Annotated in this window: 15 protein-coding genes; 7 read left to right on the top strand and 8 right to left on the bottom strand. The window is 34.7% G+C overall.

What is annotated here, in order from left to right; translation table 11 throughout:
- Nucleotides 1-42 precede the first annotated feature (42 nt).
- Both fdhD and ACX5JI_RS18595 read left to right on the top strand, forming a co-directional pair.
- Complete coding sequence (gene fdhD / locus ACX5JI_RS18590; RefSeq protein WP_459502527.1) at nucleotides 43-852, top strand: formate dehydrogenase accessory sulfurtransferase FdhD; 810 nt, start codon at nucleotides 43-45, stop codon at nucleotides 850-852.
- Nucleotides 853-1166: 314 nt separating this feature from the next.
- Entirely contained in the window at nucleotides 1167-1688 is a 522-nt protein-coding gene (locus tag ACX5JI_RS18595; protein ID WP_459502528.1) for a GNAT family N-acetyltransferase, read from the top strand.
- Nucleotides 1689-2527: 839 nt separating this feature from the next.
- On the opposite strand, the gene ACX5JI_RS18600 is transcribed toward ACX5JI_RS18595, so the two are convergent.
- Entirely contained in the window at nucleotides 2528-2650 is a 123-nt protein-coding gene (locus tag ACX5JI_RS18600; protein WP_459502529.1) for a hypothetical protein, read from the bottom strand.
- Between the two features lie 337 nt (nucleotides 2651-2987).
- Here ACX5JI_RS18600 and ACX5JI_RS18605 point away from each other — a divergent pair, with 337 nt between their 5' ends.
- The 3 genes from ACX5JI_RS18605 to ACX5JI_RS18615 all read left to right on the top strand — a co-directional run bounded on the left by ACX5JI_RS18605 (nucleotide 2988) and on the right by ACX5JI_RS18615 (nucleotide 5852).
- Entirely contained in the window at nucleotides 2988-3659 is a 672-nt protein-coding gene (locus ACX5JI_RS18605; protein WP_459502530.1) for a response regulator transcription factor, read from the top strand.
- Nucleotides 3660-3802: 143 nt separating this feature from the next.
- Nucleotides 3803-5179 (top strand): sensor histidine kinase, encoded by a 1377-nt coding sequence (locus ACX5JI_RS18610; protein ID WP_459502531.1) that lies wholly within the window; start codon nucleotides 3803-3805, stop codon nucleotides 5177-5179.
- A gap of 160 nt (nucleotides 5180-5339) precedes the next feature.
- The gene (locus ACX5JI_RS18615; protein ID WP_459502532.1) at nucleotides 5340-5852 is read left to right on the top strand and encodes a GNAT family N-acetyltransferase; all 513 of its coding nucleotides are present in this window, start codon (nucleotides 5340-5342) and stop codon (nucleotides 5850-5852) included.
- 39 nt (nucleotides 5853-5891) lie between these two features.
- Here the strand turns inward: ACX5JI_RS18615 and pdxR are convergent, their stop codons facing one another.
- On the bottom strand, nucleotides 5892-7289 hold the full coding sequence (pdxR, locus tag ACX5JI_RS18620; RefSeq protein WP_459502533.1) for a MocR-like pyridoxine biosynthesis transcription factor PdxR: 1398 nt from the start codon (nucleotides 7287-7289) through the stop codon (nucleotides 5892-5894).
- Between the two features lie 119 nt (nucleotides 7290-7408).
- Here pdxR and ACX5JI_RS18625 point away from each other — a divergent pair, with 119 nt between their 5' ends.
- Entirely contained in the window at nucleotides 7409-8335 is a 927-nt protein-coding gene (locus ACX5JI_RS18625) for a DMT family transporter (protein WP_459502582.1), read from the top strand.
- A gap of 120 nt (nucleotides 8336-8455) precedes the next feature.
- Nucleotides 8456-8995, top strand: a complete 540-nt coding sequence (locus ACX5JI_RS18630) for a DUF4871 domain-containing protein (protein ID WP_459502534.1) — start codon at nucleotides 8456-8458, stop codon at nucleotides 8993-8995.
- 321 nt (nucleotides 8996-9316) lie between these two features.
- Here the strand turns inward: ACX5JI_RS18630 and ACX5JI_RS18635 are convergent, their stop codons facing one another.
- The 6 genes from ACX5JI_RS18635 to ACX5JI_RS18660 all read right to left on the bottom strand — a co-directional run bounded on the left by ACX5JI_RS18635 (nucleotide 9317) and on the right by ACX5JI_RS18660 (nucleotide 16053).
- Complete coding sequence (locus ACX5JI_RS18635; RefSeq protein ID WP_459502535.1) at nucleotides 9317-10516, bottom strand: NAD(P)-dependent malic enzyme; 1200 nt, start codon at nucleotides 10514-10516, stop codon at nucleotides 9317-9319.
- A gap of 69 nt (nucleotides 10517-10585) precedes the next feature.
- Nucleotides 10586-11914, bottom strand: coding sequence for a 2-hydroxycarboxylate transporter family protein (locus ACX5JI_RS18640; protein WP_459502536.1), 1329 nt, complete (start codon nucleotides 11912-11914; stop codon nucleotides 10586-10588).
- Between the two features lie 122 nt (nucleotides 11915-12036).
- On the bottom strand, nucleotides 12037-12744 hold the full coding sequence (locus ACX5JI_RS18645) for a response regulator (protein WP_459502537.1): 708 nt from the start codon (nucleotides 12742-12744) through the stop codon (nucleotides 12037-12039).
- On the bottom strand, nucleotides 12741-14348 hold the full coding sequence (locus ACX5JI_RS18650; protein ID WP_459502538.1) for a sensor histidine kinase: 1608 nt from the start codon (nucleotides 14346-14348) through the stop codon (nucleotides 12741-12743). Before ACX5JI_RS18650 ends, ACX5JI_RS18645 begins: the two co-directional genes overlap by 4 nt.
- 126 nt (nucleotides 14349-14474) lie before the next feature.
- Entirely contained in the window at nucleotides 14475-15254 is a 780-nt protein-coding gene (locus ACX5JI_RS18655; RefSeq protein WP_459502539.1) for a C39 family peptidase, read from the bottom strand.
- Between the two features lie 22 nt (nucleotides 15255-15276).
- The gene (locus ACX5JI_RS18660; RefSeq protein ID WP_459502583.1) at nucleotides 15277-16053 is read right to left on the bottom strand and encodes a transporter; all 777 of its coding nucleotides are present in this window, start codon (nucleotides 16051-16053) and stop codon (nucleotides 15277-15279) included.
- Nucleotides 16054-16179 lie beyond the last annotated feature (126 nt).

Consider the following 16179-nt stretch of genomic DNA (forward strand, 5'->3'; position numbering starts at 1 on the left):
ATGATACATAGTAAGGAAAATGCATATAAAGGGGAAAATACTATGGGGCCTGTCCAAGAAACATGTAAAATGGTACGTTATCAAACAGGAGCATTTCTCGAACAAGAAGATGACATTGTCACAGAATATCCTGTAACAATTAAATTAAACGGGGAAGAATATGTAACAGTTGTATGTACTCCAAATTATATTGAAGATATGGTAATAGGTTTTTTAATTTCTGAAGGAATTATTGCTTCTTATGAAAATATTGATGAATTATGGATCCAGAAAGACAAAGGGATTGTTCACGTAAAAACCTCACAAATCAATCCGCTCTATCAAACGCTATACAACAAACGATACGTCACCTCTTGCTGCGGAAAAAGTAGACAAGGATTTGTTTTTGTAAATGATGCAGCAAAAGCAAAAATGTTACATGATATCCATGTAACAATTACTCCAGAAGAATGCTTTCATTTAATGAATACTTTACAACAATCCTCTACTACGTTTCGTCAAACAGGAGGTGTTCATAATACCGCCCTTTGTGATCGAAATACCATTCTCATATCAAGAATGGATATCGGTAGACATAATGCATTAGATAAAATATATGGTTATTGTTTACGTAATCAAATTCCAATTAAAGGAAAAATCATTGCATTTAGTGGCCGAATCTCATCTGAAATTTTGCTAAAGGTTTCTAAAATCGGTTGTGAAATTGTTCTTTCTAAATCTGCTCCAACAAAATTAGCTCTGCAGCTTGCTCATGATTTAGGCATTACAGTAGTCGGATTTATTCGTAATGATTCTTGTAATATTTATACTCATCCTGAACGAATTGAAGGATATATACCAGAAACAAAATGATTCCTACAAAAGGGATCATTTTTTAGTTATAAAAATGTAATATATTTAACTGTTGAATAGTTAATAAAGTTAATATATAATTTCATTACATAAAGTGCATGATAAAAAAACAAAAGAAGACAACTGTGTTTCCGCATATATCTACTTATTCTTTTACAAATTAAGAACGAGTACGTACAAAATTTGTAAAAGAATACAAAGTAGATGTTCTATCAAAATGATTACCAGACTCTTATGGATTACAAGCTCCTGCTTTACATACTAAGGCAGAGTATCCATTTTATAGAGTGCGCTAAACTGAGGAGGTTACCGATATGGAAATTCGTTTATTAACAAAAGAGGATGCAGAAGTTTATTTAAAAGTTTGTATGGAAGGATTAACACAAAATCCAGAAGCCTTTAGTTCTTCTTATGAAGACGTTCTAAAGCATGAGGATCCTGTGGCTGCAATGGCCAAGCGCCTAGCTAATCCAGATAAATATACACTTGGCGTCTTGAAAGATAACGATTTAATCGGAATTGCTACTTTAGAAACTAAGTCATTTATCAAACAAGAACATAAGGCAAAAATCGGATCCGTTTACGTCTCTCCAAAAGCCCGTGGTCTTGGAGCTGGACGAGCGTTAATAACAGCCATTATTGATAACGCTCATAAACTACATGTAGAGCAACTCATGCTTGATGTTGTTGCCGGAAATATGGCCGCGAAAAAACTATACGAGTCACTAGGCTTTCAAACGTACGGTGTACAAGAACGCTCATTAAAACATAATGGACAGTATTGGGATGAAGAGCATATGGTTTTATTTTTAAATAACGAAGCAAATCCAAAGTGAAAAATAATATCCTCCTTTCTTTTTAAGTAGGAAAGAGTACCAGTGTTTAGTTCCTTTTTCTGCCCCCTCCCTAGCTTAAAGCAGCGGGCAAAAAAGAGAGCAAATCACCTTTTATTCTTTATAAAAACCTATATATCGAAAAATCAAAATGGTTTTATATAAATTCCCCGAAAAGTACCTTTTCATATAAAGGTACTTTTTCAGATTGTTGGGAAACAGAAGCTAGGTGTTCCTGTTTTTGTCGTTTTTTGTTGGTTAGTCGATATCCTTTGTCGAATCGCTGATATATTCAAATTTGCGCCGATATATTGTGAGAAACGGTCGATATATTTGAAAAATCGCCGATAAAATTTCATTCACCATTTTATACGAACAAACCTCGGCAAATCACCATGCTTCTTTTTATAATTTTGTAGCATTTTCCTTTCTCCATGGCCTAGAAAAGTACCTTTTCACATAAAGGTACTTTTTTCTTACAACAATGTAATATTCATGTCATCTTATTCAATAGTTCTATTCCCTCCTCTTGGCTATACTAAAAGTACACAATCACACCTAAAAGAAATCATTGTGCGGTAATGGTTTCCAACAATGAAATTCACTTAGGAATTAGAGGAGCACTGAATATGAAACAGCACAGACACCATATTTTTTTAATTTGTGGGACAATAATTGTCACTTCTGGATTAGCAATCCTTCCTTGGTTTATTATATAGCGCGTCTATCATTTTTTAATTCCTTCCTATACAAAATCTCCTTTATATAGTATACGGGCATTTTTACATGCACATAAAAAAGCTCATTGCTTCTCTAAACGAAACAACGAGCTCATACATCTATTATAGAATTCCAAAAAATTTATTAGCACACGTCACAATGATTAACATAGATACGGCAATACACATCACAACAGCATTGCGTTCTTGCTTATCCGTTTGAAAACGTTCTTCTTTTTTATTCATGTGTATAGTCTCCTTTATAACAATAAAAAAAGTGTGGGATAGGAAATCTCCCTTATCCGATGCGAGGTGAATACGAAATTTTTCACTATCCCACATACACAATAGAATGGAATTGTCATTTTATAAATAAAATGACATGACGTTATGTCGCAACATAGGGTATTTTGTGTCGCTACGCCTTCTATTATAAAAAAGAGTTGTGCAAAAGTAGTGCATTTTTTATGTCAATTGCCTTTGTAGGAAAAATACATTACAATTCAATCACAAAAACAGAGTTTTTTATTATTTTCCTGTAAACTATACAAAGTAGAATGAATGTTTTGAGGTGCACAAGACTATGATAAAAATCTTATTAGTAGACGATGAAGAACGCATGTTGCGATTGTTAGATTTATTTTTAAGCCCACGTGGTTATTTTTGTATGAAAGCTACTTCAGGCAGTGAAGCTCTTGAACTCATTCAGCAAAAAGAGTTCGATATGGTGTTGTTAGATGTCATGATGCCAAATATGGATGGATGGGATACATGTTATCAAATTCGGCAAATTTGTAATGTCCCCATCATCATGTTAACAGCTCGTAATCAAAACTATGATATGGTAAAAGGCCTTACAATAGGCGCTGATGATTATATTACAAAACCTTTTGATGAACAAATACTCGTTGCCCGCATTGAAGCTGTGCTGCGCCGAACAAAAAAGGATGGTTTTATTAGCTTCAATGGAATTGAATGGGATAAAACGAAGCATACAGTTACTGTTTACAACGAGAAAATTTCACTTACACCTATCGAATTTTCGTTACTTGGGCTGTTTTTACAAAATACGAACCGAGCATATAGCCGGGACGATTTAATTGAAAAAATATGGGGATATCAAACAGATATTGAATATCGTACTGTCGACTCACATATCCGCAATATCCGGGATAAATTACGAAAAAAAGATTTCCCTGTTGAACAATATTTAGAAACCATATATAGGGTAGGATATAAATGGAAAAGTGAATAAGAGTAATAATGTGAAACATTTCTAAGTGCATGGCTCACCCCACACTTAAAATTAGCTAAACAACTCGCGATAAGGTGAAACTTTGGTCAGTGGTAAGATTCCTTCCACTGACCATTAATGTGAAATAAAGGTATGGTGAAAAAATGAATAAGCTATCCCTCAAGATTGGTACATACTTTTTAATTTTAGCTCTATGTATTGAGACAATTGCCTTTGTATCTTTTCATACGAGTCTTACAAATATGCGCGTCGAAGAAGAAAAAGAAGCCCTTTTAGAAAAAGGCAAACGTTATAGTAAATTTATTTCCAGACGCTATAGCACACGAGCTTTAGAGCATGCTGCAGCAATGGAATCCCACTCTGATTCCGATACAAAATTAGTCATAACAGATACGAATGGGAACGTTCTTTCCTCCTCTGACCTTGTAACAGAAGAAATGAAAAAGCAACTTGCCCATAGAATACAATCTATTTCAACAGATGGAACGATGGTTGAACAAAACTGGAAAAGCTCAAAGTTTATCTCAACAGCAACACCAATCATCATCCATAGACAAGTTGCCGGATATGTTCATATGTTTTTAGATACAGCTTTCTTAGAAAAACTAATTTTTCGTTTAACACGCCAATTCATTATTATCGGCATATTAGTTCTTTTTTTAACAATAATTTCCATATTCATCTTTTCTCGTGTCATTACTGATCCCCTTATTAACATGAAACGAGCAACTGAAAAAATGTTAAAGTTAAATAAGCCAGTTCAATTAGGAATTAAAAGTAATGATGAGCTTGGTAGTTTAGCCAAAACGATCGAAGAATTATCAAACGAATTAACTTATATGAAAAAAGAACGGAATGAATTTCTTGCTAGTGTTGCTCATGAACTGCTCACACCTCTTACATATATGAAAGGTTATGCAAAAGTTGCTAAAAGAGAATCTTTATCTAAAGAAGAGCGTGAAGAATACCTACAAATTATCGAAGATGAAACCGATAGTATAACAGAGCTCGTTCAAGATTTATTTGATCTTGTGCAATTAGAACAACACCAATTTATTATAAAAAAACAGATGGTGCCACTCTCACCTTTTCTGGAACGAATGATTGAAAAAACAAAAACTACATTTGCTAAGAAACAAATGAAAATTAAATGTTATTGCGCAGGGAATCCTGATGTTTGTATGGATGAACGCCGAATGGAGCAAGTAATGTTAAATTTACTACATAATGCCTATCAGCATTCTTCTGAAGGGTCAGTTATTACTATATACGCATCACAAAATGAGAATACTTTTTCTCTATGTGTGCAAGATGAAGGAGACGGGATTCCACAAGAAGATATTCCGCATATTTTTGATCGTTTTTACCGAGTTGATAAATCAAGAACTCGAGCGACAGGCGGTAAAGGAATTGGTTTAGCTGTGGCAAAAGAAATTGTTGAGTTACATAACGGCTCCATACAAGTAAAAAGTGAGCTCGGAATTGGAACAGAATTTATTATTAAATTACCAATCGAATAATACGTAAGTTACATCACCAGTAGCATCTTCCCTTTAAAACTGCTGGTGATATTATATTAATAGCTAATAAATACGAATAGTACGAACGAACCTTTTGAAATTATTCTTATTTCAATATAAAATATAACTACACTTGTCAAAGATATGGAGGGTGATATAATTGGATATCCATGTATTAACAAAAGACGAAGCAGAAATTTACTTAGAACTTCGTGTAGAAGGATTAAAACAAAATCCTGAGGCTTTCAGCTCTTCTTATGAAGATATTATTAATAAAGAATGCCCGATTGAATATAAAGCACAAAAATTAGCACAAGATGAAAACTATACACTTGGTGCCTTTAAAGATGATAAGCTAATTGGCGTGGCAACACTGGAAACGAAACCATACGTAAAACAAGAACATAAGGCAAAGATTGGTTCCGTATATGTATCTCCAAAGGCACGCGGACTTGGAGCTGGAAAAGCCCTTATTAAAGAATGTATTGAGCTTGCTAAAACATTAGAAGTAGAACAAATTATGCTTGATGTTGTCGTTGGAAACGATGGTGCCAAAAAACTTTACGAATCACTAGGATTTAAGACATTCGGTGTACAAGAGCGTTCTTTAAAATATAACGGTCAGTACTGGGATGAAGAACATATGGTTTTATTTTTAGACGAAGAGAAATAAAAAAAATCCTCATATACTTGAGGATTTTTTTATTACACTTTACGATAAAAACCATGCTTGATATAACAATTGAATTGCCTCTTCAATCTCTGCCTCTGATAAAATAGCAAATCCAAGTAAAACTGTATTTTTTAACGTGCTTGCTTCTTCATAGTACATAGAAACCGGATATACTTTTATACTCTTGTCAGTTGCCCTCTTTATTAATTCTTCTTCGAACATTCCATTGTGAACCTTTAATAAGATATGTAGACCAGAATCTTCTCCTATCACTTCCACCTTGTTAGAAAAGTATTTTTCTATCGCGGAGACAAGTGCATCTCTCTTTTTTCGATAAACAACTCGCATCCTATGAATATGCTTCTCCCAATGTCCTTCATTTAAAAACCTTCTAATGATTTCTTGATCAATTCTTGAAACACTTTGTGTATAAAATAAATATTGTGTTTGATACAACTCGATTAATTGTTTTGGAAGCACCATGTAGCTCATTCGTAATGATGGAAGTAATGCTTTTGAAAGTGTCCCCATGTAAATTACATTCCCCTCTGTATCAAGCCCTTGTAATGCTGGAATTGGTTTTCCAGAGTAACGAAATTCACTATCATAATCATCTTCAATAATATAGCGCCCACTCCCTTTTTGCGCCCAATGCAATAATTGCATTCTTCTTTTAATTGGCATAATCATTCCACACGGAAATTGATGAGATGGGGTGACGAATGCAACATTCGCATTACTATTTTCTAAATCTGAAATACAAATCCCATCCTCATCAAGCGAGAGCATTTGAACATTCTCTTTTCCTTTCTCAAAGACAACTAATTTCCGATGATATCCAGGATTTTCAACTGCAAAATGACTTCCCTCTAACAACTGAAATAACATTCTTATTAAGAACTGTGTTCCGGCTCCTATTACAATCTGACTTGCCGAACATCTCACACCTCTTGATTCATATAAATATTTCACAATCTCTTCACGTAAACTTACTTCCCCTTGTGGATGACCAAGAAAGAGTAGTTCTTTATTTTCTAGTTGCCATACCTCGTTTGAAATTTTTCGGTATACAGAAAATGGAAATGTTTTCACATCTACGCCTGTTTGTGTGAAATCATATTTATATTTCTGTTCTTTATACAATACTTCCTTAACGACTTCTCTTTTTTTCACTGTATGGACCAGTTGTTCAATTTCACATACAAAATAGCCCGTACGTGAAACAGATTCAATATATCCTTCGGCAAGAAGCTGTTCATATGCTGATTCTACTGTATTTTTACTCACTTGCAGATATGTTGCTAACTTTCTTTTGGCTGGGAGCTTCGTCAAAGGAGGGATCTTTCCACTTCTTATTTCTGTTCTTATATACTCATATAACTGTACATACAACGGAATCTTTTTCTCCATATTTAGATTGGGTGTTAATTGTAACATGAAATCTGACCCCTTTATAAAACATAATACTGACACTTTTTACAGTACCAGAAGTTATATATAATTCCTTTTATCATGTAAATCTAAAAAAATCAATCATAGAAAGGAGCAGCATGATGATGAAAAATAACAGACGACTTGGCCTCATTATGATTATTACAGGAGCGACTTTATGGGGATTATCAGGCCCAATGATTCAATGGCTTTTTCAACATACTAAAGTATCATCTATTGATTTTTTAGTAATTCGCCTATTGCTTGCTGGGGGCTTTATTTTATGTTTCTTGCTTACAAAAAAACAAAATATATTTCGTATTTGGCAAAAGCCACGCCATCTTTTACAACTTATCATTTTCTCTATTTTCGGGATGCTTGGCGCACAGTATGCTTTTATCGAAACAGTTCATATTAGCAACGCTGTTACCGCTACTCTATTCCAATTTTTAGGTCCAGTTCTCATTACTATTTATGTTGCGATGCAACATAAAAAACTTCCTTCCACTATGCAAGCATTAGCAATCGTCGCTGCGTTGGCAGGAACATACTTTATCATTACGAACGGATCCGTCCAAAATATTGTTTTATCGAAAGAAGCGGTTTTATTTGGTCTATTAACAGCTATTGGCTTTGCCTTCTACACGCTTCACCCAGCTTCCCTTATTAAACAATGGGGGACAACTATTATTATTGGCTGGGGTATGTTAATCGGAGGTATTGCACTATTTATTTACAATCGCTCTTTTGAATGGAATCACCTTTCACAAACCTTTACATGGCCAACGTTCTCTCTGCTGATTTTAACTATTATAAGTGGAACACTTTCTTTCCTTCTCTACATTGGTAGTCTAAAATATTTATCAGCGACAGAGACCAGTATTTTATCTAGTATTGAACCACTTGTAGCAGCTATTGTTTCCATCACTTGGCTAAACGAATCTTTCGGAGCGTATCAACTTCTGGGCGGTATATGTATAGTCATTGCTGTTATTTTCTTAACAATGCCGGAAAAAGAAGCAGCCCCTGCATTCACAACTGAACAAATATAATACAAAATGTCAAAAAAGGTCATACTAAATTTATGACCTCTTTTTATGAATAAAAAGGAATTGTCCCGTCTTCTAGCAAATACAATTACACTAACAATGAAAAAATAGGAGCGTGGCAAAATGAAAAAAATTGGAATCGCGCTACTTTTCTCCTGTCTCATTACTGGCTGTACTTCACTAGGTCAAGATTCCAAAGTACCTATAAAAGAAATAACCGAAGCTTCTAAACCTCAAAATAATGCACCCTCCTTTTTTCACCTTAGTGTCTTAAAGGATGTGAACTGGCAAGAAAGCCCGTCCTTTGTAGAAGGAAAGATGCCGTTAAAAGGCATTGAAGGAAGGATTGCAATTGCAGACAATAGTATCGTTGCTGGTGAGAAAAATAAACAAATGTGGTTCTTTCTCGATCCACAAATGCCATCTGGAAAACTATCTATTATCGCTCTAAAACAAGGAGCTACAGCGCCCACTCCCGTACTCTTTCAAGATGAAACTTCCGAACAGACTTGGACTGCCTCTACTCCCATTCATGCAAATGTAAAAGAAATCCCCCTTCTTATGGCGCTACCTTCTCCTGGATTATGGGTATTAAATATATATATTAATGAGAAGTATTATGAACAAATTACTATTCATGTAGAAAAAAGTGACAAAGCTTAATTTTTTCCTTACAACAATGTAATTACCTTGTCACCTACTTCGATGGTTGCCTCCCCTTCTCTCCCTTATACTAAACGTAAGAAAGCAAGTAATAAACAAGGAGAGATGAGAGATGAAAAAAGTGATGGAAGTAGTTGTAGCAGTAGTAGAAGTTTTTGTAAACGGAAAGCAAGTAGCAATGGAGCTAAACAAATAATGAACCGCGGAATATGTATCATGAATCATACAATTACGTAAAAAAAGATAAGGTTTCCTCATTATTTTGATCCCTTATCTCATTAAAAAAAGTACCTTTTTAATGAGGTACTTTTTTAACATTTTTTAATAAATTGGTAGTTTCTTAATTTGTGCCACACCTGATTCAATTGCTGCCTTCGCTACTGCAGCTGCCACACTTGGAACAACTCTTTTATCTAGTGGGTTAGGAATGACATAATTTTCATTTCGTTCTGCATCAGTAATTATGTTAGCGATTCCATATGCTGCCGCTAATTTCATTTCTTCCGTAACATCTGTTGCTCGTACATCTAACGCTCCGCGGAATATACCTGGGAATGCTAATACGTTATTTACTTGATTTGGATAATCAGAACGTCCTGTCCCAACGACCACTGCTCCAGCCTCTCGTGCATCTTCTGGATATATTTCTGGGATTGGGTTCGCCATTGCAAACACAATTGGTTTTTCACTCATTGTCTGTACAAATTCTTTCGATAACACATTTGGAGCAGATACACCGATAAAGATATCGGCTTCATGGATCGCCTCTTTTAGTGTTCCCCGTACATGTTCACGATTTGTTTCTTTTGCAATCTCTATTTGCGCTGGATTCATCCATGATTCACCTTCACAAACAATTCCTTCTAAACTTACTAATGTAATATGCTGCGCCCCAGCTTTTAATAATAATTTTCCAATCGCTATCCCTGCAGATCCAGCACCATTAATAACAATTTTCACTTTATCCATCTCTTTGCTGACAACTTTTAAAGCATTAATAACTGCAGCTAAAACAACAATTGCTGTGCCATGTTGGTCATCATGGAATACCGGAATATTCGTTTCTTCTTTTAATCGTTTTTCAATTTCAAAACAACGCGGTGCCGCAATATCTTCTAAATTAATTCCAGCAAATGTAGGTTCTAAATTTTTAACAATAGTTACGATTTCATCTACGTCAGTCGTTCCAAGACAAAGCGGAAATGCATCTACATTAGCAAATTTTTTAAATAAAATACTTTTCCCTTCCATAACAGGCATAGCCGCTTTCGGTCCAATATCCCCTAATCCAAGTACTGCTGTTCCATCCGAAACAACTGCAACCATATTACCACGTGCTGTATAGTCATAAGCTGTTTCTTCATCTGCTGCAATTGCTTTGCAAGACTCAGCTACTCCCGGTGTATATGTCAAACTTAAATCATCTGCTGAATTAACTTCTACCTTACTTGTAATTTCAATCTTCCCTACCAATTCTTTGTGAAGTAGTAATGAACGCTCCTTAATTTGACTTTCTAACATAATAAATAAACTCCTCCTAATTTGACAAGCTAGCTACGTCTTTACATAGCTAGCTTGTCTGATAATACATTACGAAAACATTTTTAATAAAATCGTCGCTGTTACGACCATTGCAGCACCGCCCAAACGCGTGGAAATTTGTGCAAATGGCATTAATTCCATACGATTTGAAGCTGATAAAATGGCAACGTCTCCAGTTCCACCTAACCCGCTATGACATCCTGTCACAATTGCCGATTCAACTGGATACATTTTCATTACTTTTCCGACAAAGTAACCCGATGCTATCATTGTAAGTACTACTGACGCACATACAACGACATATCCAACTGAAAGAACAGCGGCTACATCTTTTAACGGAATATATAACAATCCTAATCCAACCATTAATGGCCACGTTAAGTTTTTCGAAATAAATTTGTATAAATGGAATGCTCCTTGTTCCATTTTCGCTGGCATTAATTTAAAGTATTTCACAATTGCCGCAGAGAAGATCATAATGATTGCTCCTGGAATACCAATAAATTTAGAAGCAAATCCTCCAAAGATAAAGAACGTACATGCAATTAATAAACCCGCTCCCATTAATGAGAAATCAATTGGTTTTTCTGTGTTTTGTTCTTTTAATAACTCTGCTTGATCACCTGTTTTTACCAACATACCATTACCACTAAGCTCTGGTCTTTTCTCACCTAGGCGTTTCATATATCCAGCACTTACAATCGCAAACATATTCCCAATAATAGCTGCTGGGATTAGCTGTGATACAAAAGTCGCAGAAGATTCATTTAAAATATCACTATACGCTAGTGAAAGTGGTAAAATTCCTTCTCCTATACCACCGCTCACGATTGGCACAATGATAAAGAAGAATGTCTGTTTCATTTCAAATCCAAATAATGACCCGACTAACAATCCAACTACGACTGAAGCTAGTGTCCCTACTACTAAAGGAATAAACATTCGAATAAACCCTTGTACTAGCACTTTACGATTCATCCCTAAAATACTGCCTACTACTAAACAAGAAATATATAAATATAAAAAGTTCGACTTTTTCATTAACATAGTAGCAGCTTCCATTGAAGCTGGATTCATCCAATTAAAAAATACAAGTAATGATGGAATAAATAATGAGAGAATTGCTGGTCCACCAATATTTTTTAAGATCGGAATCCTCATTCCAATATCACCTAAGAAAATCCCCATAATCATAATAACTGCAAATCCACCAATCATATCCGCAGGCAATTTATTATATACAGATGCTCCGTAAATAATAGCTGCTAATACGATATATAACGGCAAAGGTATCACACCAATTTTAATATTCATGAGTCTCGAAACAAAAGATTCTTGTTCTATTTCTACTGCTTCCGCATTTTTGGGAATTCCCATACAAGCACCTCCTTATATTCTTATCTACAATATTAAAACGCTTTCAATAGTAAAAATAGGTTTTGTAAGTTTTGTAACTAGTTTTGTAATTAAAAAAAGTATAAGCAGCTCTTGCAAGCTGCTTATACATACAAACGTATTTTATTTTCATCAATACATCGTAATTTACTTACTGGTCTCCCCACATGTTGATACACCATCTCATTTTCTAAAACTCCAATTTCAGTTAAAAACATGACATACTTTCGAATAGAAACCCTTGAAATTCCAACTAGTTGTGCCATTTCATCTGTTGTAAACGCTTGTCCCTGAAGTGATTCTATTCTCTTCCAAATCAACTGTAATGTTTGTTTTGTTAAACCTTTTGGAAGTTCTTTATTCACATGCGCTTCCACTTTTTCTTTTTGTAAAATTAACGCATCCAATTCAGATTGACTAATTTGTTGCTGCTCTTTCATAAATATAAACTTCTCTCCATATGCAGTTAATGCTTCTTTAAACCTTTCAAATGTAAATGGTTTAATCAAATAATCAACAACTCCGTATTGAAGTGCTTTTTTTATACTTCCCATTTCATGTACAGCAGAAATCATCATAACATCAATTTCTTTCTCTTGATTTCGAATATGCAGTAGCAGTTCAAATCCTGTATCACCAGGCATAAAAATATCAAGTAATATGAGATCTATAGGGGACTCCTTTACTATCTCTACTGCTTCACCCACAGAATGAGCAATATCAACAAGCTCAAATCCTCCCACTTGTTCTAAATAATGCTTATTTAACATCGCTACCATTGGATCATCTTCTACAATCAACACTTTGATCATGTTTCTATCTCATCCCTATTTTGGTATGGTATTTCAATTGTTATTATCGTTCCCTTCCCTACCTGTGAATCAACATGTATATCTCCATTTGTTCGCTCGATACTTTCATTTACAAGATATAAACCGTAACCACGATTCTCTCCTTTTGTAGAGTATCCTTTGACAAATACTTTATCGATTTCCTCTTTTTGCATGCCATTTCCTGTATCTTGTACTGTAATCATTAATTTATCCTGATATTGAATGGAGACGTATACTTGCTTTTGTTGACAATTCATCACTGCATCTAATGCATTATCGATTAAATTCCCTGCAATTGTAATGAGCTCATGAATAATACTTTCATCATCTGGCTCTGGTAAGTACGAACTTTCACTTACAATAAGCTGTATATTCTTTTCCCTTGCGTAACTCAGTTTACCAAGCATAAACCCTGCAAATACAGGATTTTTTATTTTTCGCATCACACCACCAATTTCATATTGATGCTCCGAGACCATATTACTAATGTACGTCTCTAATTGTTCATAATGCTTCATATGGGTAAGTCCTAATACAACATGCATTTTATTCATAAACTCGTGAGATTGTGCTCTTAGTGCTTCTGCATACAGCCGAATATCCGTTAATTGTCCTGCTAACTTCCTAATCTCCGTTTTATCACGGAATGTTGCGATCGCACCAACAATTTCTCCTTTCACATATAAAGGAACTCTATTTGTAACAATCGTAATGCCATAAAGGTTTTGTTCCTCATGTAATTGTGCTTCTCCCGTTTGTAACACTTCTTTTATACATGAGTTCGGCATATACTTCTCAACATCTTTACCAATAAAATCTTCTTCAAGACCACTTTTCTTACATAACCGTTTCGCTTCATTATTAATTAAAGTAACTCTTGCATCTTTATCAACCGCAATAATTCCTTCTTTGACAGATTGTAACATCGTATTCCGTTCTTCTAAAATTTTTGCAATTTCGCTCGGTTCAAGACCAAATAATATTTTCTTAATATGTCTAGCTAATAACATAGCTCCTACAATACCAACTAATACTCCAACACCGACACCGATATAAATAATGTGTCTACTCTCTTTTATCCTCTCATACACATTATCGGCTGAAATTCCGACTGCAACCACTCCAATTTGTTCTTTAGTTTCAGAAAGGATGGGGACAAAAACGCGCATTGAAATTCCTAACGTTCCTTCTGCCATTGAAACATGTTCTTTCCCTTTCAAGGCTACTCCTTCATCTCCCCCTACAAAATGCTGACCGATTTTTTGGGGATTTGGATGAGATTTTCTTATTCCATTCATATCCATAACCACAATAAATTGAACATCTGTATTTTTTAACAAACGATTTGTATACGTTTGAATTTCAGATATACCTTTTTTTCCTACTAAAGCATCCACAACAACTGGTGAATTCGCTACAATACGCGCGATTGTTTTTGCTTTTTCAGCTTGGCTTTCTTCCGTCGTACGCTCGACATTATGACTAATTAATATATCTGTTACAAGTAAAGAAAGAACAATGACAGTACAAACCAGTAATGTAATCGTTTTCCACAAACTTAACAATTTTTTTCTTTTTCTCATTCCTCTATTGTCTCCCTTATTCCTGCTTTACTACACGCGAAATCTATCTTACGTATTCTTTTTTAGGAATACAACATTTTTCACTAAATAAAAGGAGTTCAGCATATTTATTATACTGAACTCCTTTTATTTTTTATCATCTATTACATAACTAATCGCTTGACTCCCCATCTGCATCCATGCCTTTTCAAAGTTTTCGCGGGGAACCCTTACACTTGAAGTATCACTAAGTGGATCATGAATATAAACTGAGTCCTTATCATAACCAACAAGAAGTATACAATGTTCATGGTACGTAATAGAAATATTACCTGAATCTGTCTCCCATGTATCAAATTCATCTTCATCCAAAGGAGCATATGTTGCATTTGTAATCATAACAACTGGTGCGCCTTCTTTTACAGTTTTATAAATCTCATCTATGTTTTCACCTGTCAAATCAATAGCTCGATTCGGTAAATATTCGTTTGCTAACTGAAAAAGTGGTTCATGATACACACCATATCCTGATTCAGAAAAAGTATAAATATTTCCTACAAACCCCTCATTGGGATTACCGCGTACACCATCATTTGAAAAAGCCACTTTTTGTATTTCATCAGCTAACGTCATCTTATCTACAGAAATACCTACGTACTGTAACATCATAGCTAAACTAGTTACTTCGCAGCCTCTATCTAGCTCCGGTAACTGCTGGATAAAAGGTACATGTTGCAGTAATATTTTTTCATCATCCATATTTACAGATACTTCTTTTTTTTGAGCGCCTCGATTCGAGACAGCTCTCTCTACTTTTTCTATATATTTCTTCGCGAGAAATAGATCACTTCTTTTCATATAGACACTAAAACAAATAAACAACCCTAATACCAACGCACATATATACATCTTCCTGTTCCGTATCATTCCCCTATCTTCACGCACCCTTTTAATCGGTTAAGTAAGAATAAAAAGCGTCTGCATCAGTTTGAACCATAGGTAAAAAAACAAGGTCTTTGTCAGGCTGTTCTTTTTTTATTTTCTCTGTTAATTCTTGAATCGTTTTATTTGTTTTATCTATGCCAAACTCGTCTGCGGCCTGCATTACTTTTTGTTCATTTATTTCTCGCAATACTTGATAAATGTCTTTCCCATATAAATCAATGTGAAACTTCTTTGCTTCTTGCTGAATTTTAATCTCATATACTTCTTGCGCTAACTCCTCAGTATCTTTCTCTGCTTGAAAAACCCCAAGTTCTTCCGCCTCTTCTTTTACCTTTGTTCCATAAACTTCCTCAGCAATTTCATCTATTTCTTTTCCCTCTTTTGAAATACCCAGTTTCTCCGCTTCATCATTTATTTTGATTGTATTAATTTGATTAATTAAATCAACAATCGATGTGTTTTCAAGTGGTATTCCTAATTTTTTTGCTTCTTGTCTTATTTTTGTTTCATAAATTTCTTCTGAAAGAGCCCCTACATCTTTTCCCTCAATAGAAATTCCTAACTGTATCGCTTCTTGATCAACTTCTGTTTCATGAATCTCCTTTTCTAACGTAAGCTGCTCTTTTCCATCCGTTTCAATTCCTAGTTTTTGTGCTTTCTCTTCTGTATAGGCCACATGCGTTTCTCCGTTATTCAATTGTTCATTACTACACTGCGAAAAGTCAGTTTTTCCTTTTAACGTTGTAGAAGCAGACGCTCCTCCCATTACACTTAAACTCATTATGCTAATAACAAATAACGATGCTATCTTTTTCTTTTTCAAACTTCTTCTCCTCCTTTACGTTTCTCATCCGATCTACTCCTCCATTTTTTCCACATTATCGTAAAAAATATGCTTCATTCTCCT

This window comes from Bacillus sp. C1 (assembly GCF_054570475.1).